This window comes from Kitasatospora sp. NPDC034035 (assembly GCF_055575755.1).
The window spans coordinates 271862-293000 of the sequence record NZ_JBVISA010000001.1; the positions used below are offsets into that span (position 1 = coordinate 271862).

The 21139-nt window shown below is 73.4% G+C and carries 17 protein-coding genes and 1 tRNA gene; 8 read left to right on the forward strand and 10 right to left on the reverse strand.

What is annotated here, in order from left to right; genetic code table 11:
• Positions 1 to 125 precede the first annotated feature (125 nt).
• Positions 126 to 293 (reverse strand): hydrophobic protein, encoded by a 168-nt coding sequence (locus ACZ52J_RS01195; protein ID WP_465614932.1) that lies wholly within the window; start codon positions 291 to 293, stop codon positions 126 to 128.
• A 139-nt stretch (positions 294 to 432) separates the two neighbouring features.
• On the opposite strand from ACZ52J_RS01195, the gene ACZ52J_RS01200 reads away from it, so the two are divergent.
• A complete protein-coding gene (locus tag ACZ52J_RS01200) occupies positions 433 to 1632 on the forward strand; it encodes a PP2C family protein-serine/threonine phosphatase (RefSeq protein ID WP_465614933.1) in 1200 nt (399 codons plus the stop codon).
• 96 nt (positions 1633 to 1728) lie between these two features.
• Here the strand turns inward: ACZ52J_RS01200 and ACZ52J_RS01205 are convergent, their stop codons facing one another.
• The 6 genes from ACZ52J_RS01205 to ACZ52J_RS01230 all read right to left on the reverse strand — a co-directional run bounded on the left by ACZ52J_RS01205 (position 1729) and on the right by ACZ52J_RS01230 (position 9867).
• Complete coding sequence (locus ACZ52J_RS01205) at positions 1729 to 2397, reverse strand: hypothetical protein (RefSeq protein WP_465614934.1); 669 nt, start codon at positions 2395 to 2397, stop codon at positions 1729 to 1731.
• 72 nt (positions 2398 to 2469) lie between these two features.
• Positions 2470 to 4902 carry a condensation domain-containing protein gene (locus tag ACZ52J_RS01210; RefSeq protein ID WP_465614935.1) on the reverse strand — a complete coding sequence of 811 codons (2433 nt, stop codon included), beginning with the start codon at positions 4900 to 4902 and terminating at the stop codon, positions 2470 to 2472.
• A 60-nt stretch (positions 4903 to 4962) separates the two neighbouring features.
• Entirely contained in the window at positions 4963 to 5751 is a 789-nt protein-coding gene (locus tag ACZ52J_RS01215; RefSeq protein ID WP_465614936.1) for an SDR family NAD(P)-dependent oxidoreductase, read from the reverse strand.
• A 59-nt stretch (positions 5752 to 5810) separates the two neighbouring features.
• On the reverse strand, positions 5811 to 6629 hold the full coding sequence (locus ACZ52J_RS01220) for an AfsR/SARP family transcriptional regulator (protein WP_465614937.1): 819 nt from the start codon (positions 6627 to 6629) through the stop codon (positions 5811 to 5813).
• Positions 6630 to 6984: 355 nt separating this feature from the next.
• Positions 6985 to 8622, reverse strand: a complete 1638-nt coding sequence (locus tag ACZ52J_RS01225) for a serine/threonine-protein kinase (RefSeq protein WP_465614938.1) — start codon at positions 8620 to 8622, stop codon at positions 6985 to 6987.
• 114 nt (positions 8623 to 8736) lie between these two features.
• On the reverse strand, positions 8737 to 9867 hold the full coding sequence (locus tag ACZ52J_RS01230) for a Rieske 2Fe-2S domain-containing protein (protein ID WP_465614939.1): 1131 nt from the start codon (positions 9865 to 9867) through the stop codon (positions 8737 to 8739).
• Between the two features lie 220 nt (positions 9868 to 10087).
• Here ACZ52J_RS01230 and ACZ52J_RS01235 point away from each other — a divergent pair, with 220 nt between their 5' ends.
• Together ACZ52J_RS01235 and ACZ52J_RS01240 are read left to right on the forward strand one after the other, a co-directional pair.
• The gene (locus tag ACZ52J_RS01235; protein ID WP_465614940.1) at positions 10088 to 11722 is read left to right on the forward strand and encodes an alpha/beta hydrolase; all 1635 of its coding nucleotides are present in this window, start codon (positions 10088 to 10090) and stop codon (positions 11720 to 11722) included.
• 151 nt (positions 11723 to 11873) lie between these two features.
• Entirely contained in the window at positions 11874 to 13790 is a 1917-nt protein-coding gene (locus tag ACZ52J_RS01240; protein ID WP_465614941.1) for a glycoside hydrolase family 5 protein, read from the forward strand.
• Positions 13791 to 14019: 229 nt separating this feature from the next.
• On the opposite strand, the gene ACZ52J_RS01245 is transcribed toward ACZ52J_RS01240, so the two are convergent.
• Together ACZ52J_RS01245 and ACZ52J_RS01250 are read right to left on the reverse strand one after the other, a co-directional pair.
• Positions 14020 to 14262 (reverse strand): hypothetical protein, encoded by a 243-nt coding sequence (locus ACZ52J_RS01245; protein ID WP_360509823.1) that lies wholly within the window; start codon positions 14260 to 14262, stop codon positions 14020 to 14022.
• A 233-nt stretch (positions 14263 to 14495) separates the two neighbouring features.
• The gene (locus tag ACZ52J_RS01250) at positions 14496 to 15977 is read right to left on the reverse strand and encodes an AAA family ATPase (protein WP_465614942.1); all 1482 of its coding nucleotides are present in this window, start codon (positions 15975 to 15977) and stop codon (positions 14496 to 14498) included.
• 231 nt (positions 15978 to 16208) lie between these two features.
• On the opposite strand from ACZ52J_RS01250, the gene ACZ52J_RS01255 reads away from it, so the two are divergent.
• From ACZ52J_RS01255 to ACZ52J_RS01275, 5 genes are all read left to right on the forward strand, one after another.
• Positions 16209 to 16282: transfer RNA gene (locus ACZ52J_RS01255), tRNA-Met, on the forward strand.
• A gap of 483 nt (positions 16283 to 16765) precedes the next feature.
• A complete protein-coding gene (locus tag ACZ52J_RS01260; protein WP_465614943.1) occupies positions 16766 to 17602 on the forward strand; it encodes a Rossmann-fold NAD(P)-binding domain-containing protein in 837 nt (278 codons plus the stop codon).
• Positions 17603 to 17685: 83 nt separating this feature from the next.
• Complete coding sequence (locus ACZ52J_RS01265; protein WP_465614944.1) at positions 17686 to 18333, forward strand: hemerythrin domain-containing protein; 648 nt, start codon at positions 17686 to 17688, stop codon at positions 18331 to 18333.
• 204 nt (positions 18334 to 18537) lie between these two features.
• Positions 18538 to 19140, forward strand: a complete 603-nt coding sequence (locus tag ACZ52J_RS01270) for an anthrone oxygenase family protein (protein WP_465614945.1) — start codon at positions 18538 to 18540, stop codon at positions 19138 to 19140.
• A gap of 319 nt (positions 19141 to 19459) precedes the next feature.
• Positions 19460 to 19825 carry a hypothetical protein gene (locus ACZ52J_RS01275; RefSeq protein WP_465614946.1) on the forward strand — a complete coding sequence of 122 codons (366 nt, stop codon included), beginning with the start codon at positions 19460 to 19462 and terminating at the stop codon, positions 19823 to 19825.
• 93 nt (positions 19826 to 19918) lie between these two features.
• On the opposite strand, the gene ACZ52J_RS01280 is transcribed toward ACZ52J_RS01275, so the two are convergent.
• Positions 19919 to 21088: a chitinase gene (locus tag ACZ52J_RS01280; protein WP_465614947.1), complete on the reverse strand. Its 1170-nt coding sequence runs from the start codon at positions 21086 to 21088 to the stop codon at positions 19919 to 19921.
• Positions 21089 to 21139: the final 51 nt, after the last annotated feature.

Here is a 21139-nt window from a genome sequence, read left to right on the forward strand (position 1 = left end):
ACCCGACCCCCCCACACCCAACACCAGGACGCGGGAACACCCCCCCCCCCGCACCGCCGGGTGCCCCTCCGACAGGGACCGTCGCCCCGGCCATGGCCGGGGCGACGGTCCTGCGAGGGGTATGGCTACCACCGGTACCACCGTCGGCCGCCGCCGCGGTCACCCGAGGTGAACACGAAGCCCAGGACCCACAGCACCAGGACGGCGAGCGCGATCCACCACAGGATGTGTATGGCGAAGCCCGCGCCGCCCAGGATGAGCGCGAGCAACAGGACGAGAACGAGAATGAGCATGGGGATCGTCCTTCCACGGGGAGCGAGCCGTTCGGCAACAGCGTGTGCCCGCTTCGGCCGCGTCCATGCGTGGCCCCGTCCGTACGTGCGGCATCGGGCCGTCACTGGGAAGGCGCGGAGCCGACAGGAGGTGCGAGCGGTGAGCTGCGACGATGCCGTGCTGGGCGGCGTGCTGGCCCGGCTGCTGGCCCGTTCCCGGGAGGGCGGGGCGGCGGAGCTGCCCGGGCTGGTCCGGGAGGCGGCCCGCGCGCTGGGCGCGGACGGGGCGTGGGTCTTCCTGGCCGACGTCCAGCAGCGGCACCTCGTCCCGCTGCCCGGTTCCGAGGACGGGGCTGACGGCCACCAGATCGACATCGAGGGGACGCTCGGCGGCCGCGCCTACCGGCTGCAGCAGACCCAGCTCTCCTCGGGACCGTCCACGGTCGGCTGGTTCCCGCTGGTCGACGGAGTCGAGCGGATCGGCGTCCTGCGGATCGAAGGCGGGGCGCGGGACCGGGGCACGATCGACGGCTGCGAGGCGCTGGCGGCCCTGGTCGCGCTGCTGGTGGTGTCGAAGAGCGCGTACAGCGACGTCATCGTGGAGGTCGGCCGCAGGGAGCGGATGAGCCTCCAGGCCGAACTGCTGTGGGCCTTCCTGCCACCACGCACCATCGGCACTCGCCACGTCACCTCCAGCGCCGTCCTGGAACCGGCCTACGACGTGGGCGGGGACGCCTTCGACCACTCGATGGCGGGCAGCCGCCTGCACGTGTCCCTGTTCGACGCGATGGGCCACGACCTGGCCTCCGGTGGCGCCAGCTCGGTCGCGCTGGCCGCCTGCCGCTGCACCCGACGGGCCGGCGGCGGCCTGGCCGACATCGTCCGGGCCATCGACCGCACGCTGGCCCAGTGGATCCCCGACCGGCTGCTGACTGCGGTGATCGCCGACCTCGACACGGCCACCGGCGAACTGGCCTGGGTCAACTGCGGCCACCCGCCGCCGCTGCTCATCCGGGACGGCCGTGTCGTCCCGGACGCCCTGCGCCGGCCCGCCGAACTGCCGCTCGGGCTCGGCTTCCACGAGGACGGTCCGCAGCCCGTCCACCACGCCAGACTGCAGCCCGGCGACCGGCTGCTGGTCTACACCGACGGGGTCACCGAGGCCCGCTCGACCTCCGGCGAACTATTCGGGGAACACCGCCTGACCGACACCCTCGTCCAGCACATGGCCGGCGGAGACCCCGCCCCCGAGGCCCTGCGCCACCTGATCCACGCCCTGGTCACGCACCAGGACCACCAACTGCGCGACGACGCCACCATCCTGCTGGCGGAGTGGCACCCGCACCGGCCCGGGCCCTGAGCTCTGGTCGGGCCCTGAGCTCTGGTCCGGCCCCGAGGCAGGCCAGGGCCCTGCGGCAGGCCGGCGCCCTGAGGTCGGCCGGAGGGTGTTCGCGGACTACGGCTCCAGCAGCCGGTCCAGCACCCGGCCGAACACGACGCCCCCCAGGGCAGCGATGACCGGATCGGCGAACCGGGGCAGACCGGCGATCCGCAGCTCCTCCGCCCAGACCGCCTCACTGCCGCCGTCCACGGCCCGGACTCGCAGCACGGCCCCGCCACGCACCGGGCGGCCGCGCTTGACCAACCGGCAGAGCCCGTCGCGCCCGGGTGCGGGAGCGGCCAGCTCGACGATCTCCATCGGGTCGTCGAGTCGCAGCGGCCCGACGGACGTCCGGGCCAGGACGACGTCGCCCGCCTCCCGGCCGGTGCCCCGCGCGACGCCGACCCGGGTGAACGGCACCCGCTCCCCGTGCCGGGGCCAGGCCGTCAGCCGCTCCCAGCAGACGGCCGGCGGCAGCGGCGAACGGCGGGTCAGGACGAAACGGGCCATGAGGCCCACCGTAGTGCCGCCCGGGCGCCGGGTGCCCGTCCGCAGGGTGCGCGCCCGCCCCGGAGAGGTGCCCGTCCGCTCCGGCGAGGTGCCCGTCCGCAGGGTGCCCGTCCGCTCCGGCGAGGTGCCCGTCCGCAGGGTGCCCGTCCGCTCCGGCGAGGTGCCCGTCCGCAGGGTGCCCGCCCGCTCCGGCGAGGTGCCCGACGGCGTCGCGGTCCACCGAGGGCTGCGCACGCCGGCCGCGACTCCGCCGGCACGCAGGGGAGTCGGTCCTCGCGCGGGTGCGGGCACGGCCTGCCGGGCGGGTTACGTCCGCCCGCCCAGTAGCGCCGCCACTGCCGCCAGGTCGCTGTCCTCGCCGAGCAGCACCACCAGTGGCGGGTGGGCCGGGGGGCCCAGCCGGGCGATCTCGTACGCGGTCACGCCGAGCCCCGGCGGGGCGACGAGTGCGACCGGCGCGCGGGACTCCAGCAGCGGGCCGAGTACCGGCCGGTAGGCGGCGGCCGGTGGGTCGGTCTCGACCGGGCGCAGCACACCGAGGGCCTGCGGGCCGGGCCAGCCGCGGGCGGCGCCGGGGTAGCGGGTGCGCGGGACGCCGGGCGGGGACAGCAGCAGCACCCAGCCCGCGCCCGGGCGGGTGGCCTGGCGCAGCACGTCCAGCCGCACCGCCGGGCTGTCCGCGCCCGGGACCCCGGAGCCTGCTGGGCCGCCCGGGCCGTCCGGGCGGCCCGCGGACTCCGCGGCGCCGCCCCCGGGCTCGCCCAGCCGTGTCGCCGGCTGTCCGGCGAGCGTGGTGCGCAGCACCTCGGTGGTGCTCAGCGCGCTCGGCAGGTCCGGGAAGCTGCGCAGCAAGTGGGCGCTCTGGCTGAGGAGTTCGACGGCGTCCTGGTCGGCGAGCAGGGCGCGGTCGTGGGTGGTGGTGAGGACCAGGCCGCCGGTGGTGTCGTAGTGGGCGGCGAGGGTGATCGGGTACGAGGTGAAGGTGCCGGCCGGTGCCGGGCTCTCCACGTGGATGCCGTGTGCGGCCAGGTCGTTCTCCAGCCGCAGGTGGTGCGTCGCGGTCGGCTGGTGTTCCAGCACGACGAGGCTATTGGGCCGTGGTCCGCGTGAGCCGGCGGTCCAGTGGTGTGCCTGCCCGGGGGAGACCCACTCGTACGCGGCGAGGTCGAGGACCCCGTCGCGCAGTGCCGCGAGCAGTTGCGGCACGGTGGTGCCCGGGTGGACCCGGACGGTGATCGGCAGCGGGTTGCGCAGCGCGCCGGGCAGCCGGTCGATGCCGTCCAGCGGGATGCCCCGGCCGGAGACGGTCACCGCGAAGCCGACCCGCACGGCCTGGGCCGGGCGGCGGGGCCGGCCGGCCTGCGCGGCGCGGTACAGCAGCAGCGCCCAGGCGGCCTGCAGCGCGCTGCTCTCGCCCGCGCCCGAGGCGGCCGCCCAGCCGCGCAGCCGTACCGCCTCGTACGGGGTGAGCCGGCGCCGGGCTCGGCCGCTGCCGCGTCGGCGCGGGTCGGGGGCGAGCGGCAGGACGGCGGTGGCGCCGGGCCGGGTGGACCAGAACTGCCGTGCGGCGTCGGTGTTTTCGGCCTGCAGCCAGCGGGCGTGGTCGCGTATGTCGGGGCGGCGCTCGCCGCCGGGCAGGACGCCGCCGGTGAGGTAGGCGCGGTAGAAGGACTGCAGCAGCAGGCGCACGCTCCAGCCGTCCAGCATCGCGTGGTGGTAGCTGAGCAGCACCCGGGTGGCGGGTCCCTCGTCGGCGTCCGGCGGGGTGTCGAGCAGGGTGGCGCGCAGCAGGGCGGGGCGGCGCAGGTCGAAGCCGCGTCGGCGGTCGGCGGCGAGCAGTTCGTCCCAGTCGGCGGCGTCGTGCGGGTGCCGGGTGACCTCGGGGGCGGCGTGTTCGTGGAGCACCATCCACGGCTCGCGGTCGCGGCCGCCGTGGCGGTCCTCGTTGCCGTTCCCGTCGCCGTCCTCGTCCCAGTCGAAGGCCGCGCGCAGCACCGTCTCGTGGTCGATGACGGACTGCCAGGCCGCCGTGAAGCGCTCGGTGTCCAGCGGCCCGTGCCAGTGCCAGGACAGCTGTTCGACGTGCCGACCGCCGTGGTCCGGCTGCCCGAGGACCTGGCGCAACATCTCCCGCTGCAGCGCGCTGGTCGGCACGGTGACGGGCTCCGGCGGGTGCGCCAGCGCTTGGCGCAGCTCCTCCAGCAGCGCGAGGGCGGGCCCGGGCGGGCCGGGCGCGAGGCCGACGAAGAGCCGCACCGGGCCGTGCGCGCCGTGCGTGCCGTGCGTGCCGTCCGAGTCGTGCGGGCTGTCCGGGCCGGACCAGCCGTCCCGTGGGTCTTCGACCAGGACCGCCCGCAGTCGGGGCCCGGTGGCGAGGCTGCGCCCCAGCTCGGTGAGCAGCCGGTCGAGGTCCTCCGGGCCGTCCGCCGTTCGCTGCCACAGCAGGTCCGCCCCGGTGCCGCCCGGCTCCGGCAGGACGGCCTGCAGAGCGGCCTCCAGAGCGGCGCGCAGCACGTCCGGCCGGTACGTCCGGTGCAGCTCGACCAGCAGGAACTCCTTCGCCCGGGCGGGCCGGACGGCGGCCGGCCGGGGCCCGGCCGCCGTGCGGGCCAGTGCGGCGCTCACCGCCCCGGCGTCGAGCCGTCTCGGCGGGCGGGCGGCGGGCAGGCAGGGCTCGGGCGCGGGTGCGCCGGACACCAGCAAGGTGACGGGTGCGCTGGAGAACTGACGGTTCGTCATCACTGATCAGGGCACCGGAGCCCGAGTCCTTCCCGTGGGCCGGCCAGGATCGCGCCGGGGTTACTGGGTGGCGAGGCCGCCGCAGACGTTGAGTGCCTGGGCGGTGATGCTGGCGGCGGTCGGGGTGGTGAGGTAGCCGGCCAGCGAGGCGACCTCCTCGGGGGTGGTGTAGCGGCCGAGCGGGATGTGCGTCCGGAAGTGTTGGTGGATGGTCTCGGGGGTGGTGTTGTAGGCGGTCGCGTACTCGTGGTGGATCCGGGTGGTGTGCGGGGTCTGGACGTAGCCGGGGCAGATGGCGTTGACGGTGGTGCCGGTGGGAGCCAGCTCCTTGGCCAGCGCCCGGGTGAAGCCGATCACGGCGTGCTTGCTCGCGGTGTACGGCGCGCCCAGGGTGACGGCCTGTTTCCCGGCCGTGGACGCGATGTTGATGATGCGGGGGTGCGTGGTGCTGGTGATGTGGCCGTGCCGGAGGGTTTCCCGGGTGACCAGGAAGACGGCGTTCAGATTGGTGTCGATGACGTCGTACCACAGGTCGTCGGTGGTGGTCGCGGTGGGCCCGCCGCCGGTGCGTCCGGCGTTGTTGACCAGCACGGTGATCGGGCCGTGTTCGGCGACCGCGTGCCGGATCAGCTCGGCGACCTGGGCGGGGTCGCGGACGTCGCACGGCAGGCCGTCGGCCTGGTGGCCCTCGCCGCGCAGGGTGGCCAGCGCCTGGTCGATGTGCTGGGCGGTGCGGGCGCAGATGAAGACACGGTGGCCGCGGCTGCCGAGTTCGCGGGCGATGGCCAGGCCGATGCCGCGGGTACCGCCGGTGATCAGGGCGAGGGGTTGCTCGGGTGCGGTGGTCATGACGCGTCCTGTGGGTGAGGGCTGGGAGAGGTCGGCGGGCGCGGCCATCCGGGCGGGGCTCAGGCCGAGTACAGGTTGTAGGTGGTCGGGTGGGCGGTGGTGGGCGTGTTGAGGGTCGGGTCCAGGGTGAGGATGGCGTGCTGCAGGTGCTGCAGGTGCGGGGAGGGCTGGATGCCGAGTTCGGTGGTCAGCCGGCGCCGCAGGTGGTGGTAGGCGGTGAGGGCGCTGGTCTGCCGGCCGGCCCGGTAGAGCGCGACCATGGCCTGGGCGTGCAGGCCCTCGTGGTGCGGGTGCTGGTGGGTCAGGTGGGTGAGTTCGGGGATCAGCTCGTTGTGCCGGCCGAGCCGCAGATCGGTGTCGATGCGCCGCTCCAGGGTGATCAGCCGGCTCTCCTCCAGGCGCATGATCTCGATGGTGAGGATCGGCCCGGGCCGCACGTCGACGAGGGCGGGGCCGTGCCAGAGCGCGAGGGCCTGGCGGAAGCGGGCGGCGGCCTGGTGGTCGTGGCCGTGGTTGAAGGCGTGCTGGCCCTGGGTGAGCAGCAGGTTGTAGGTGTGGACGTCCAGGTCGTCCGCGTGCGCGGTGAGCTGGTAGCCGCCGTGCCGGGTGGTGAGGATGTCCTTGGCGGTGGTGTGCGGGGTCGGCCCGAGGGCCTGGGTGATGCGGCGGCGCAGCTGCAGGATGTACGTCTGCATCGTGGTGAGCGCCTGTCTGGGCGGGTCGTCGCCCCAGATCTCCTCGATCAGGGTGGCCGTGGGCAGGACCCGGTTCGGGTAGAGCGCCAGGAGGGCGAGGATCTGGCGCTGCTTGCCTGCGGAGGGGACGACGGAGATGCCGTTGAGGTCGGCGGTGAGGGGGCCGAGGACTCTGAGCTGCATGGCGGTTCTCCCTTCGTGCGCGGGACGGTTGTCGGTGCGCGGGTCACGTGGTCGTGTCAGGTGCTGCTCGTACTCGTACTCGTACTCGTACTCGGGCCCCTGGGGCGGACAGGTGTTCGAAACCGGGGGATGGTGGGGTGGCCGCGTCGCACCCTAGTTCTGCCAAGCGGCGGGGGCCGGATTCCTCGAGTGCCCGTCGAGCGCGGTTCCGGGCGCTCTGGTGGGGGCTTCCGGGCAGTCCGACGCGGCGGAGCGGCACCCGGGGTGGGGCCGCCCCGCCGCACGGGGCCGCCATCGGGGACACGGGGGCCGCGGGGGGACATGGGGCCCGCAGGGGCCATCGGGGCCGTGGGGGCTACTTCTTCCGCAGGTCGCCCGAGAATCCGCCGACCAGCAGGTGCAGGCTGCCGTCCGGGTTGCGGGTGTACACCTGGTCGTGCGGGTCGGCGGCGCAGCCGCTCAGCGAGTTCATCGGGGCGGTGCGCAGGACCACCCGGTCGGCGGTGGCCTGGACGAGGTTGGCGACGGCGTCGCAGTAACGGGTGCCGACGCCGCCGTTGTTGTGGATCTGGGCGACCGGGTCGTTGGGGCGGCCCTGGCTCAGGACGATCGTGAAGTCGGGCTTGAGGAAGGTCTGCTCGCTGCCCAGGGTGCCCTGCCAGGTGCCGAGGAAGGCGGCCGGGATCGCGCCGTCGGACGTCGCGGTGGGGGTGGCGGGGGCCGCCGAGGTCGACGGCGGCGGCTTCGCGGTGCCGGTGTCTTCGTCGCGGGTGGCCAGGAACACCGCCGTACCCGCCAGTGCGACGGCCAGCACGGCGACGAGGACCAGGGTGGCGCGACCCGTGCGGCGACGGCCGGGCTGCGCCGGGTGCGGGTGCGGGTGCGGGTACGGCGGGTAGGCGCGCGGGGGCGGCGCGGGGACGGTGGTGGCCGCGGACGGCGGGGGCGGCAGAGTGGCCCAGGCCGGCGCCGGCCCGAACCGCCCCGGAGGCGAGGCCGGTTGAGTGGCCTGTTGAGCGGCCTGTTGGGCGGGCGATTGCGCGGCCGGTCGGAGGCCCGGTCGGGGGCTGGGTTGGGCGGGTGACTCGCCGTCCAGGTCCAGCAGCTCGACGGCCAGGGTGGCCAGCGCGGCGGCGATCGCAGGCGGCAGCCAGGTCCGCCCCTCCAGCCGCTTGCCCGCCGTCCGGTCGTGCGCCGTCAGCCGCTCGCGCAACTGCTCCGGGGTGGGCCGCCGGTCCGGGTCCTTGGCCAGGCAGTCCGCCACGATGGCATGCAACTCCTGGTCCGCGATGTCGACTTCGGGCTCCTCGTGGAGCACCCGGTAGAGCATCACGGCCGCGCTCACCCCGGAGCCGAACGGTGCGGTGCCGGTGGCGGCGTGGGCGAGCACGGCGCCCAGTGAGAAGACGTCCGAGGCGGGCCCGGCGCCCCGGCCCTCGGCCTGCTCGGGGGAGAGGTAGCCGGGGGAGCCGACCACGAAGCCGGAGCGGGTGAGCGCGGTCGCCGCGTCCAGGGCCCGGGTGATCCCGAAGTCGATCAGCCGCGGGCCGTCCAGCGCCAGCAGCACGTTCGACGGCTTGACGTCCCGGTGCACCAATCCCTGTGCGTGCACGGCCTGCAGGGCCTCGGCGAGCCCCACGCCGAGCGAGCGGACGGCCGGTTCGGGCAGCGGGCCGAAGTCCCGTACGGCGGTGCCCAGGGAGGGGCCGGCGACGTATCCGGTGGCCACCCACGGCTGGGCGCCCTCGGTGTCCGCGTCCAGTACGGGGGCCGTCCACCGCCCGCCGACCCGCCGCGCGGCGGCCACCTCGTTGCGGAACCGGATCCGGAACTCCGGGTCTGCCGCGTACTGGTCGTGCACCAGCTTGACGGCCACCGTGCGCCCGCCCGCCGTACGGCCCAGGTACACCCGGCCCATTCCGCCCGCACCGAGTCTCCGCAGCAGGCGGTACTCGCCGACCTGCCGCGGATCCCCGTCCCCCAGCGCCTCCACGCCGATTCTCCCCTCGCCGCGCCCGCCCCGTACTCCACGCCAGACGGTACCGCCCGGAGGCACGGTTCCGGTTCCGGATGCGGGGGACGGGGATCCCGTACGGGCGGGCGCCGTTCAGCCGCGGGCGACGCCGCTGGGGGTGCCCGCGGGGGCGCCGCCCGGGGTGCCGCTCGCGGGGGTCGCGGCCGGCGCCGGGAGGTGCGCCTGGTGGTCCGCCGGGTAGAACTGCCGGGCCCAGTGCCGCATCGTGCCGATCGGCCCGTCACCGGCGGCGAGCCGGGGCGGCGACAGGTACTTCTTGGTGGACCAGATCGGGAAGTCGGCCGCGGTGAACTCGAGGTTGCGCTTGAACATGGGCCCCGCCAGCATCGCGGTCACCGCGCGGCTGACCGTCCGGGCGACGGCCGGCGGCAGGCCGGCCGGCTCCCGCATGACGAAGCGGCTCGCCTGCCGCAGCTGCATCCGGCCGGGGGCGACCTGGGTGGCCATCACCAGCGAGCAGATCTCCAGGCCGAGCGAGGGCGTGCGCACATCGGTGTGCAGGGCGGCGAGGCCGTACCCGTCCACCTCCACGTCGACCTGCCGCAGGCCGAGTAGCGGGAAGGTCTCCCGCACCCGCATCGAGATGTGGAAGCGGGTGCCGTCGAAGGTCACGGGGGCCGCCAGCTCGCCCTGCGGCCAGCCGTGCAGGGTGACGAAGTGGCCCAGGTCGAAGGAGTTCTCTATGACGTCCTGGGCGTAGCCGGGCATCTCGAAGGAGGCGTAGCGCAGCGGCTGCCGTCCGTCGCCGAGCAGGTGCCAGGACGGGATCTCCCAGTCGGGCTCCCGGCCGTCGTGGTGGCGCCAGACGAAGACGGCCTCGTTGACCTCCCGCACCGGCAGTTGCGCCAGGGCGGCCTTCGGCGGCGGGGTGCCGTAGCCGGTCCGTACGCAGCGGCCGTCGGCGTCGAAGGCGAACCGGTGGAAGGGGCAGACCAGGTCGTCGCCCTCGACCTCGGCGAGGCCGAGGTGGGCGCCCAGGTGCGGGCAGTACGGACGGATCGCGCGCAGACGGCCGTTGCGCAGCCGGTACAGCACGACGTCCTCGCCGGCGAGTTGGCGGGTGAGGACGGTGCCGGGCTCGAGTTCGGCGGAGAAGGCGAGTGCGGACCAGCCGTCGGGGTAGGGCAGGGCCGGTGGCAGGGCGACGTCGGCCGTCGTGGGGCGGTCGCTGACGGGGTGGACGTGCTGGTGGGACACGCGCATGACTCTCCTGTCGGGGGGCTGTCCGGCGCCGCCCCTCCCAGGCGATGAGCGCTCGAACGGAAGGCATTTCAGATGCTAGCCACGGATCGTGAGTGCCCGCACGGACAACCTCCCCAAGGGAGGAGAAGTCTGATGATCGGTCAGCCAGAAATGGTCAAAGCTTGGCAAATTCCGGCCGCCCCTCTGGATGTGCCATTGCACATGTCACATCATGCTCCCCATGAGAAAAGCCATCGCCCTGTTCGCGGCCGTCACGGCCGTCGCCGCCCTCGGCGGAACCTCTGCCTCTGCCGCCGGACCCGACGCCACGGACCTGGTCGACAGCGGTCAGGGCAAGCTCGTCTGGAGCTCCTGCAACGATGCCACCACCCCCGCGCTGCAGTGCGCGATGCTCGACGTGCCGGTGGACTACGCCGACCCGCACGGGCGGAAGATCGCCATCAAGCTGAACCGGCTCCCCGCCACCGCGCCCAAGGACAAGCAGCAGGGCCCGATCCTGCTCAACCCCGGCGGCCCCGGCGACTCCGGGCTCTGGATGCCCGGCTACATCTCCGGCAAGCTCCCGGCGGACGTCGCCTCGACCTACGACTGGATCGGCTTCGACCCGCGCGGCACCAACGGCAGCGACCCGCATGTGGTCTGCGACGCCCACTACTTCGACGCCGAGCGCCCCGACTACCAGGTGAGCCAGGGCACGTCGAAGGCCTGGCTGAAGAAGGCGGCCGGCTACGCCGCGGACTGCGCGGCCGACTGGTCCTGGCTGCTGCCGCACATGGCCACCGTCGACAACGCCCGCGACATGGACAGCATCCGCCGGGCGCTCGGCGTTCCGAAGATCAACTTCTACGGTGGCTCCTGGGGCACCTCGCTGGGCTCCACCTACGGCCAGCTGTTCCCCTCGCACGTGCGCCGGATGGTGCTGGACAGCATCGTCGGACCGACCATCAGCTGGTACGACCACAACATCCTGCAGGACAAGGAGCACCAGCGCCGCTTCGACGCCTTCGCGGCCTGGACCGCCAAGGCCGACTCCGTCTACCATCTGGGCACCGACGCCGCCGCCGTCGAGCAGGCCTACCACCAGGTCGAGGACGCGCTGCGCAAGGAGCCGGTGGACGCCGCCCCGGCCCCCGGCAAGATCGGCCCGGCCGAGTTCGAGGACACCTTCTACGGCGGCGGCTACAACTTCCTGCGCTGGCCCCGGATGGCCACCGTGCTCTCCGCCTACCTCACCCAGCACGACAGCCGTCCGCTGAACATCGCGTACAACCGGTACGCCGCCCCGGGCGCCGACGACGGCGCCTTCCCGGCCTACAACGCCGCCCAGTGCACCGAGAACGCCTGGCCGCGCGACTGGGAGGTCTGGAAGAAGGACCAGGCCAAGGTGAACGCGACCGCGCCCTTCTACACCTATAACAACATGTGGTACAACGCCGCCTGCATGTTCTGGCCCTACCAGGGCAACCCGGCGGGCCGGCTGAAGATCACCGGCAAGGGCCTGCCCCCGGTCCTGCTCTTCCAGGCCACCGAGGACGCCGCCACCCCGTACGAGGGCGGGCTCGCCATGCACGACGCGCTGCCCGGCTCCAAGCTGGTCGTCCAGAACGGCGGCAGCTTCCACGAGATCCTCTTCCACGACAACGCCTGCCTGGACGACACCTTCACCGCCTACCTGCGCGACGGAAGCCTGCCCCAGGGCAAGGGACGGATCGCCAAGACCTGCGCGCCCGAAGCCGACCCGGCCCCGGTGTACGTGACGCCGCCGCCGGCCGCCGCCAAGGCCGCGCCCGCGACCGCCCCCGCGGCCGGCCTGTCGCCCACCGACCCGGAGGCCGTGCGCGGCGTCCTGCGGTAACGGCCCGACCCCGGGCGGCCCGCAGCCCGCAAAGCCCGTAGCCCGCACAGCCCGTAGCCCGCAGTCCGTCGGGTTGCGGGCTACCCGGCGGTCACCTGTCCGACGTATGGTCGGTCCCCGTCAAATCCGAGCCACCCTCACCTCAACCGGGATGACCATGAAGAGATTCGGAAGGCGCCTGCTCGCCCTGGCCGCCTGCCTGCCCGTACTCGCCGGGATGGCGACGGGCACCGCGAGTGCGGCCCCGACAGGCACCACCGTCGGGCAGTCGGCGGTGTCCTGGACCGGCCCGCTCAGCACCCGCGGGCGCTACATCGTCGACGCGAACGGCGACCGCTTCAAGCTGAAGGCCGCCAACTGGGCCGGGGCACAAGGCACCTGGGAGGGCAGCGGGAACGTCGACGACCCCGCGAACAACCAGGCCGGACAGGTGTCGCACAACATCCCGCTGGGCCTCGACCGGGTGCCGATGGCGCGCCTCCTGGCCGACTACCACGGGCTCGGCCTCAACAGCATCCGGCTGCCCTTCGCCAACGCGATGATCCACGACACCGCCCCGGTGCCGGACTCCGCCGTCGCCGCCAACCCGCAGCTGAAGGGCAGGACCCCGCTGCAGGTGTACGACGCCGTGGTCGCGGCGCTCACCGCCGACGGCTTCGCGGTCATCCTCAACAACCACACCACGAGCTACCGCTTCTGCTGCGGCCTCGACGGCAACGAGCGCTGGAACAGCGGCCAGTCCACGCAGGCGTGGGAGGACGACTGGCTGTTCATGGTGAACCGCTACCAGGCGAACAAGCGGGTAGTGGGCGCCGACCTGCGCAACGAGGTCCGCCGCGACACCTGGGACGACCCCAACTGGGGCCTGGGCGACGCCCACGACGAGTACGCCGCCTTCGAGGAGGCCGGAAACCGCATCCTCCAGGCCGACCCCGACATGCTCGTCATCATGGAGGGCATCAACTGGTACGGCATCCCCGCCGCGCCGTTCAGCCACGGCCGCCCGACGCTCACCCCGGTCCGCAACCTCTCCAACACCCTGATCGACTCCGGCAAGCTGGTGTACTCCGCGCACTTCTACGCCTACACCGGACCGGCCAACACCGGTGCGGGCAGCGGCCCGGGAGCGACGAACGACCCCCGCTACGAGGACTTCACCCCCGAACAGCTCGCCCAAGTGGTGGACGACCAGGCGCTGTTCGTCACCCAGGCTGGGCAGCACTTCACCGCCCCGGTGTGGATCAGCGAGTTCGGCGCGGGCGGACGCGGCTCCACCGACGCCAAGGAACAGGCCTGGCTGCACACCTTCACCGACCTCCTCGCCGCCCGCGACACCGACTTCGCCATCTGGCCACTCGTCGGCTGGGCCGACACCACCGGCCGGCCGCTGGACACCTGGGCCCTGCTCTCCTACGATCCGGCCGGCAAACGGCTCGGCCTGAGCGACCCCGGCGACTGGCGGGCCACCGACTGGAACAAACTCGTCGACGCCCCCGCGCTGACCGGCCCGGTCGCGCAGCCGAACCACTGGAACATGCTCGACCTCGACCACGGCGACCAGAACGCCTCCCGCCGGATGCTCGCCCGCCCGGACTGGAACAGCGGCAACCGCAAGGGCACCTGCCCGGACGGCCAACGCCTGGTCGCCCTCGGCCGCGGCGACAGCCGGGGCCTGTGCACCGACGCCGGCGAACCGGCCACGGGCAGCGGCGACTGGGTCACCGTCACCGACGAACGGTACGTCACCGAGGGCGACTGGGCGTCCGGCTACAACAAGCTCCAGTGCCCCGACCACACCGTCGCCGTCGGCTACAGCGTGCACAGCGACGCCATGTCCGCCCTGCTCTGCGCACCCGCGGCCGGACCGCTGCCCGCCACCGGCCGCAACGTCTGGTTCGACCACGGCGACAACCGGTCCACCAGCGGCGGCTCGGTCGCGAGCGACTGGGCGCCGGGCCACTACAAGGGCCAGTGCGCCGACGACGAATACCTCGCGGGCGTCGCCTACACCTGGCGCTGGCTCCACTACGGCGCCCCGGACGCCCTGCTCTGCCGCCCCCTCGGCTGACCCGGCCGACCGGCCTCGCCGGCGCGACCGGCTGAGCGGCCTCGCCACCACGGGGCCGGGCGTGGGCAACCGGCCCGGGCCCTGGCGTGGGCAACCGGCCCGCCGGCCGGTTGCCCACGCGGGCGTCAGACCTGCGGCATCACCAGGGCCACGGCGAGCGGCCGGGCCACCGGCGGCGTACCTCCGTACGCCCTGGTGGCCCGGCCGGGTTTGGTTCAGCCGGGTCGGGTCAGCCGGCCGCGACCGACCTGGCGCCGTCCATGAGGCCCTTGCGCGCCTCGGCGACGATCTCGGTCTGCCGGATCAGCACGTCGACGGCGCCGGTGACGAGAGCGATCTCGGCCGGCGTGGTCCACCCCGGCCGGTGGATGATCGTGAGCAGTTCGTCGAAGCCATCGGTGGTGACCGACTTCGTCACGGTGGCGAGGTGGTTGATCCGCTGCTCCAGGTGGGCCAGCTGGTCCTTGTCCATGGCGGGTTCAGCTCCTGTGATCGTCGGGGGATGCGAGCAGGCCATGTCTACCCGAACCGTCTGCGGCGCCATAGGCGCTGAACGGGTGGACTCGGAGCGCCCCGGACCGTCCCCCTCGCGGTGCCGTCCGTCGGATCGTCAGCTCGTCGACACGGGTGAGGAGCACCCCCGAAGCCGGGCGGCCGTCGCTACGACCGCCGCTACGGCTGCCGCTACGACCGCCGCGACCGCCGCTACGACCGGCCGGGGCCGCCGGCCGCGGACTCGATCGCGCCGCTCAGCAGGCGGTGGGCGGTGTCGACGTCGCCGTCCCCGTTGAGGAGGAGCAGCGCCGACGCCGTGGCCGAGTGGAGCGAGTCCGTCCCCTCCGGGGCGGCCTGGCGCGCGTCGTCGAGCAGCCGGCGGGCACTGGCCAGGGCTCCGGTGGACTCGGCGCCCAGGTAGGCCGCCTCCGCGAGGCGACGGCTGCGGTTCGGCCCTTCGGGGGTGAGGGAGGCCGACCGGATCAGCGTCCGCATGGCCCCGGCGGCGTCCCCGCGGCGCAGGGTGAGGCCCGCAGCGTGCTCCAGCAGCGCGGCGACCTCCTCGTCGGGTTCCAGCGTGGCCTCGCCCAGGTGCCAGGCGCGGAGCCCGGGCTGGTCGACGAGCAGGTGGGCCAGGGCCGCGTGCGCGGCACGCCGTTCGCCGCTCGGGGCGTGCCCCACGACGGCGGAACGGATCAGCGGATGACGGAACCTCAGCCGCTGCCCGCCCTCCTCGATGTGCACCAGTCGGTCGCGTTCGATCGGCGCCAGGTCGTCCAGGTCGTACCCGCCCGCGACCCGCCGGGCGGCCGCCTGCAGCACGCCCAGGTCGCCGGTCCCCTCCAGGGCCGCGAGCAGGAGCAGTTTCCGGGCGGGCGCGGGCAGGCCGGTGACCCGCGAACCGAACAGTGTCTCCAGTCGGCTGCTCAGGGGCAGGACGGCGGGGGAGTCCTCGGCGGCGGGCCGCAGGGCGGTCGGAAGTTCCAGCAGCGCCAGCGGATTGCCGCCCGCCTCGGCCAGCAGCCGCCGCCGCACACCGCGCGTGAGCCCGGGGAACCTGGTGCCGAGCAGCGTGGCCGCCGCCTCGTCGTCCAGGGGCTGGAGGTCGTAGGTGGGCAGGGCGCCCGCCTCGTGCGGGCTCAGTTCGCCGGAGCGCGCCGCCGCCACGAAACTGACGCCCAGGCCGGTCACCCGCCGGGCGACGAACCCGAGCACCGTGCTGCTGGCGCGGTCGACCCAGTGCAGGTCGTCGATGACGACGAGCAACGGATCACCGTCGGCGACCGTCTGGAGGAGCCGCAACATGGCGTTGGAGACCAGGAGTTGTTCCGGCGGCCGGCCGGTGTCGAAACCGAGCGCCACCCGGAGGGCGGCGCGCAGGGCGGTGTCGAGATGCTCCAGGGCGTCCAGGAACGGGAAGAGGATCTGATTGAGGCCCGAGTAGCCGCAGTGGGCCTCGAACTCCACGCCGGCGGCCCGGAGCACCCGGACGCCGTCCGCGAGTGCGGACCCGGCGAGCGCGTCCAGCACGGCGCTCTTCCCGACGCCCGCCTCCCCGGCCAGCAGCAGCGCACCGCCGCCCGCCCCGATGCGCAGCCGTTCACGGAGCACCCGCAGGTCGCTCTCCCGGCCGATCAGCGGCCCAAGCCCCGCAGCGCCGCGTGCGCCGCCCGCGCCACCCCTGTCCTCCACCGCTGTCCCCTCCCCGAGGCCCGCCCCCGCCGTACGGGGAGCCGCGCCCCGTCGAGGAGAGTTCCTCCGCCCGGCCGTGAACGCCCCCTGGCCGGGCCCAGTATGCCGGACACTCGCAGGTCAGGGCGGTGGAGGGCGCGGTGGGCGGTGCGGTGGACGGTGGTAGGCGGTGATGTGGGTAGGAAACGGATTTCGCGTTTAGCGGCTTGTCGCATAAGCTGGTCTTACCGACGCGGGGTGGAGCAGCTCGGTAGCTCGCTGGGCTCATAACCCAGAGGTCGCAGGTTCAAATCCTGTCCCCGCTACTACCGGAGGCCGGGGTCGACGCATCAGTGCGTCGACCCCGGCCTCTTTTCATGCGGCCCCCCTTTTCCTGGGGCTCCCTTTTTCCTGCGGCTCCCTCCGGCTCCCCGCGCTGGCTTTCCGCATGCGCGACCGCTTTCGCGGATTCCCCCAGTCGCGCTCTCCCGTTCGGATTTCGAGGACATTTCCGACGGCGGTCGAGGAGGGGTCGAGAGGCGCTGGAAAGAACTTTCGGGCGGCGGTGGGGTGTGTTGTGGTGGGTGCCGAGGCCCGGGCCGCAGGTGCGAGGGCGGCCGTGGGCGGGCGGAGCGCCGCTGGTGAGCGGTGTAGACGCTCGCGCATGGAGCTGAGTGCGGTGGCTATGGTTCGCCCGACCCGGGGGGAATTGAATGGTGCCACGACGACGATCCGATCGGCGGAACAGGCGCCCTGGGGGCGTCGGTCGTCTGTGATTCCTCCGTGTCTTCGAATCGAGGGTGATCGTGATGGCTGGTGTGGTGGATCTTGCGGTGGATGCCGGTGTGGTGCTTGTCGTGGGTGGTACCGGGAAGACGGGTCGGCGGGTGGCGGATCGGTTGACGGCGCGGGGTTATGAGGTGCGGGTGGGTTCGCGGTCGGGTGCGGTGCCGTTCGACTGGAACGACCGGGGTACGTGGGAGGCGTCGTTGGTGGGTGTGAGTGCGGCGTATCTGACGTATTACCCGGATCTGGCGTTTCCGGGTGCGGTGGAGGCGGTGGGGGCGTTCTCGCGGTTGGCGGCGGCGCGGGGTGTGGGTCGGTTGGTGTTGTTGTCGGGGCGTGGTGAGGAGGCGGCGGAGGCGGGGGAGAAGGCGGTGATGGAGTCGGGGGCGGCGTGGACGGTGGTGCGGTGCGCGTGGTTCGACCAGAACTTCAGTGAGTCGTTCTTCCTGGAGCCGGTGCTGGCGGGGGAGTTGGCGTTGCCGGTGGGTGGTGCGGTGGAGCCGTTCGTGGATGTGGAGGACATCGCGGAGGTGGCGGTGGCGGCGCTGACGGAGGCGGGTCACGGGGGTGAGGTGTACGAGGTGACGGGGCCGCGGTTGCTGTCGTTCGGGGATGTGGCGGTGGAGTTGTCGCGGGTGGTGGGTCGTGAGGTGCGGTTCGCGGCGGTGTCGGAGGAGGCGTACCGGGGGGTGTTGGCGGAGGCGGGGTTGCCGGCGGACTTCGCGGAGTTGTTCGCGGTGATTCTGGATGGTCGCAACGCGTCGTTGGGTGACGGGGTGCGGCGGGCGTTGGGTCGTGAGCCGCGGGACTTCGCGGACTACGCCCGTGAGGCTGCCGCCTCGGGCGTGTGGAACGTATGAGCCGGCTCGTCCCTGGTGGCCCCAACCGGCCTCCCTCGGGCGGGTGTTGGAAGGGAAGCTGAACGGACTCTGGAGGTCTGGTCATGTCGGACGGCACAACGGTCTGGTCGAGCGAGCAGGGCATCGGCACACTGCCCGGCCACATCAAGGGCTTCGGCCTGATGCACGTGGCGATGCGCCGCGACGCGGCACGGCTGAGCGCCGCTGCCGCACGCGGCTCGTCGGGATCCACGGCGGAGCTGGCGGAGTGGTTCGGGCGGCTGCGCGCGGTGATCGACTGGCACCACCACAGCGAGGACGAGATCCTCTGGCCGTACCTGCGTGGCCGGATGGCCGGCTTCGACGGCGGTGGGGTCCTGGAGGAGGACCACGAGGCGCTGGACCGGTCGATGCGACGGGTGGCAGGGGTGCTCGGCTCCGGCCTGCGCGCTGAACTGCCGGAGGCTGCACAGGCGTTCGAGGCCCTGGTGCGCGATCACCTCGGACATGAGGAACCGGTGGTGTTCCCGGCGCTGGCCGGCCTGCCGGTCGACGAGTACCTGCGGGTCGAGCGCCTGATCATCCAGAGCGCGCCGACCCGGGTGATGACCTACCTGCAGCCCTGGATGTTCGACGGCGCGGACGCGGCCGCCGTCCGGGCGGTGTCGGCCACCATCCCGGCCCCGGTGCGGCTGATCGGGCGGACGGTGCTGGAACGGCGGTACCGGCGCAGCCTGGCACCGGTGCTCTGAGTGGCACCGCCGGGTACTGCCAGGCAGTACCCGGCGGTGCCAGGCGCCGCAAGGCACCGCAAGAGGCCGCAAGTGCCCTCCTGCGGGCCGCAGTTCCGGTAGTCGCGCTTCCGTTGCGCGGCGCACCGCACCGTGGGCGGTGTCGTGTGTACCACGTTCGTCGGCACCGCAGCCCGCGGGCCGGGAGAGTGAAGGGGTCCTGAGATGCGTTCGGATCAGACCGCGGTTCCGCTGTCGTACTCCGCGCCGTCGGCCATCGGAGGTGTGGGGATGGGGAGTTCGGCGCACGCCGTCGGGCAGAGCAAGGCGACCGGGCCGCTGTTGGTGGGTGCCACCGTCGCGATGGGGTTGATGGCGGGGCTGTTCTTCGCCTTCGACGTGTCGGTGATGCCCGGTTTGGCGGCGGGTGATGACCGGACGTATGTGACGGCGATGCAGCACATCAACAAGTCCATCGAGAACGGCATGTTCGGCCTGGTGTTCGTCGGGGCGTTCGCGGCGACGGGTCTGGCCGCGTGGCTGCAGCACAAGGCGGGTCGTCGGCAGGCGGCGCTGTGGGCGGCGGCGGCGACGGTGCTGTACGTGGTGGCGCTGCTGGTGACGATGGGCGTCAACATCCCGCTCAACAACCAGCTGGCGGCGGCCGGTGACCCGTCCCAGATCCAGGACCTCGCGGCCGTGCGGGCCAAGTTCGCCGACACCTGGGTGCCGGTCAACATGCTTCGCACGGCGCTGTGCGCGGGCGGCGTGCTCGCGCTGACCCGCTCCCTGGTGCTGCACGGCCGGTTCGGCCGCACCGGCCGCTGAGGCCCGGCCGCACCGCCTCGGGTGCCCGTCCGCCACCTGCGGACGGGCACCTGCGCGTTCTCCCCGGTCCGGACCGGACCTGCCCGGTCCGGTGCGGACTGAACCGGACCGGACGAGCCGGGTCGAACTGCGCCACGTGGCCGGGTGCGCCGGAGCGTGCGCCGGTGCGCCGGGTCGGTGACTTCGCCCAAATCACTTGGAGAGACATCGAGTTGGCGCAGGAACCGGATGTGGTGGAGCATGGGCGGGCCCGGTCTGTTGCGGCGCGCTTGCGCCGCGGCCGCGGCACCGTACGCGTGCTGGGGAGGAGGCGGGGCCGGTGAGTCCGGCAGATCGTCCGTTTCTGGTCCGGGGGAGGGCGGTACCCCTGGCCAGGTACCTGGCCGAAGAGGACATCGAGGGCCTGGTGGCGTGCTCGTGCATCGGCAACGAGGTGAGCATCGACCTCGCCGACACCCGGATCCTCGTGAGCCTGGTCGACATCGCCGACGTGGTCAGGCTCAACTTCCACATGGTCCAGGACGGCCCGGCCAAGCCCCGCTCCTGGTCGCGCCGACTGCCCGCCGGCACCGGCCCGCGCGAGATCGCGGCCCGGATCGCGCTGGACGTCCGCACTCTGGAACGCGAGTTGGCGCCGCTGCGGCGCCGCCCGCCGGAGGTGCCACGGCGGCGCCGCCCGGGCTGACGGGGGAGAGGCGCCCGCGGGAACGGCCGGGCCCGGCAGCGGTGCGCTGCCGGGCCCGGCCGTGTCGGCGCCGTTACCCTTCCTGTCGGTGTGTCAGCGCCCCTGAAGGGAACGGACATTGTTGCCGAAGGTCCAGTTCTTCGAACCGTCCCAGTTGATGGACCAGGTCATCAGCCCCTTGAGGCTGCTGGACGCCCCGCTGCCGTAGGAGTTCCAGGCCTGGGCGACCTGCCCGGTGCTCAGGTAGCCGCCGCCCGCGCCCGGCTGCGCGGGCAGACCGGGGACCTGCTTGTCGTACGGGACGCGGATCGTGGTGCCCTGGACGGTCAGGCCGTTGTTCAGGCAGGTGGTCTGGGCGGTGAAGCCCTGGACGGTGCCGGCCGAGTAGGAGTCACCGGAGCAGCCGTACATGCTGCCGTTGTAGTACTGCATGTTCAGCCACCAGAGCCGCCCGTTGTCCAGGTACTTCTTGATGACCGGCAGGTAGGCGCCCCAGATCGAGCCGTAGACGATGCTCGCGCCGGTGACGTAGGCGGTTTCTGGAGCGATGGTGAGGCCGAAGCCGGGCGGCATGGCGGCGAGGACGCCGTCGATGATGCGGATCAGGTTGGCCTGGGAGGGCGACAGTGAGGTGATGCTGCCGCTGCCGACCAGGCCGGTCTCGATGTCGATGTCGATGCCGTCGAAGTGGTTGGCCTGCAGGATCGGCACGATGGTGGAGACGAAGCGGTCGGCGACGGCGCTGTCGGACAGGTCGATGCCGGCCGCCGCGCCGCCGATGGACATCAGGACGGTCAGGCCGCTCGCCTTGGCGGCACAGACCTCGTCCGGGGTGGGGACCTTGACGCCGCTGTCCATGCCGTTCTGCCAGAGCGCGGTGCCGTCGGAGAGGATGACGGGGAAGGCGGTGGTGACCACGTTGTAGCCGTGGCCGGTGATCCGCTGGTCGGTCAACGGGATCCAACCCAGCGGCGGGTGCACGCCGTTGGCGGCGCCGTCCCAGTTCTCCCAGTAGCCCTGCAGCACCTTGCCGGCCGGGCGCTGCTGCTGTCCGCATCCGGTGGTGGCGGCGGTGGGCGTGGTGGATGTGGGGCGGGCGATGGCCGTGGCGGGCGCGGTGGTGGCGGCGGAGGCCGTGGCGGTGGTGGGGGCGATCGCGGCGACAGCGAGCGCCAGGGCGCCGAGCAGGCGCGCGCTACGGCGGGTGTGGTGGGTGCGGTGGCCTGCCCGGCGCAGGGCAGGGCGGAACGTACGGTGGGCCATGACGGTCTAGCTCCCTTCCGGCCATGGCCGACACGCCCCGTGGAGGTGGGG

Excerpts from the sequence above, each read along its gene's own strand:
- ACZ52J_RS01235 (WP_465614940.1), top strand. The coding sequence starts at position 10,088 with ATGAGAAAAGCCATCGCCCTGTTCGCGGCCGTCACGGCCGTCGCCGCC.
- ACZ52J_RS01280 (WP_465614947.1), bottom strand. The coding sequence starts at position 21,088 with ATGGCCCACCGTACGTTCCGCCCTGCCCTGCGCCGGGCAGGCCACCGC.
- ACZ52J_RS01230 (WP_465614939.1), bottom strand. The coding sequence starts at position 9,867 with ATGCGCGTGTCCCACCAGCACGTCCACCCCGTCAGCGACCGCCCCACG.
- ACZ52J_RS01195 (WP_465614932.1), bottom strand. The coding sequence starts at position 293 with ATGCTCATTCTCGTTCTCGTCCTGTTGCTCGCGCTCATCCTGGGCGGC.
- ACZ52J_RS01245 (WP_360509823.1), bottom strand. The coding sequence starts at position 14,262 with ATGGACAAGGACCAGCTGGCCCACCTGGAGCAGCGGATCAACCACCTC.
- ACZ52J_RS01260 (WP_465614943.1), top strand. The coding sequence starts at position 16,766 with ATGGCTGGTGTGGTGGATCTTGCGGTGGATGCCGGTGTGGTGCTTGTC.
- ACZ52J_RS01220 (WP_465614937.1), bottom strand. The coding sequence starts at position 6,629 with ATGCAGCTCAGAGTCCTCGGCCCCCTCACCGCCGACCTCAACGGCATC.
- ACZ52J_RS01215 (WP_465614936.1), bottom strand. The coding sequence starts at position 5,751 with ATGACCACCGCACCCGAGCAACCCCTCGCCCTGATCACCGGCGGTACC.
- ACZ52J_RS01240 (WP_465614941.1), top strand. The coding sequence starts at position 11,874 with ATGACCATGAAGAGATTCGGAAGGCGCCTGCTCGCCCTGGCCGCCTGC.
- ACZ52J_RS01210 (WP_465614935.1), bottom strand. The coding sequence starts at position 4,902 with ATGACGAACCGTCAGTTCTCCAGCGCACCCGTCACCTTGCTGGTGTCC.
- ACZ52J_RS01270 (WP_465614945.1), top strand. The coding sequence starts at position 18,538 with ATGCGTTCGGATCAGACCGCGGTTCCGCTGTCGTACTCCGCGCCGTCG.
- ACZ52J_RS01265 (WP_465614944.1), top strand. The coding sequence starts at position 17,686 with ATGTCGGACGGCACAACGGTCTGGTCGAGCGAGCAGGGCATCGGCACA.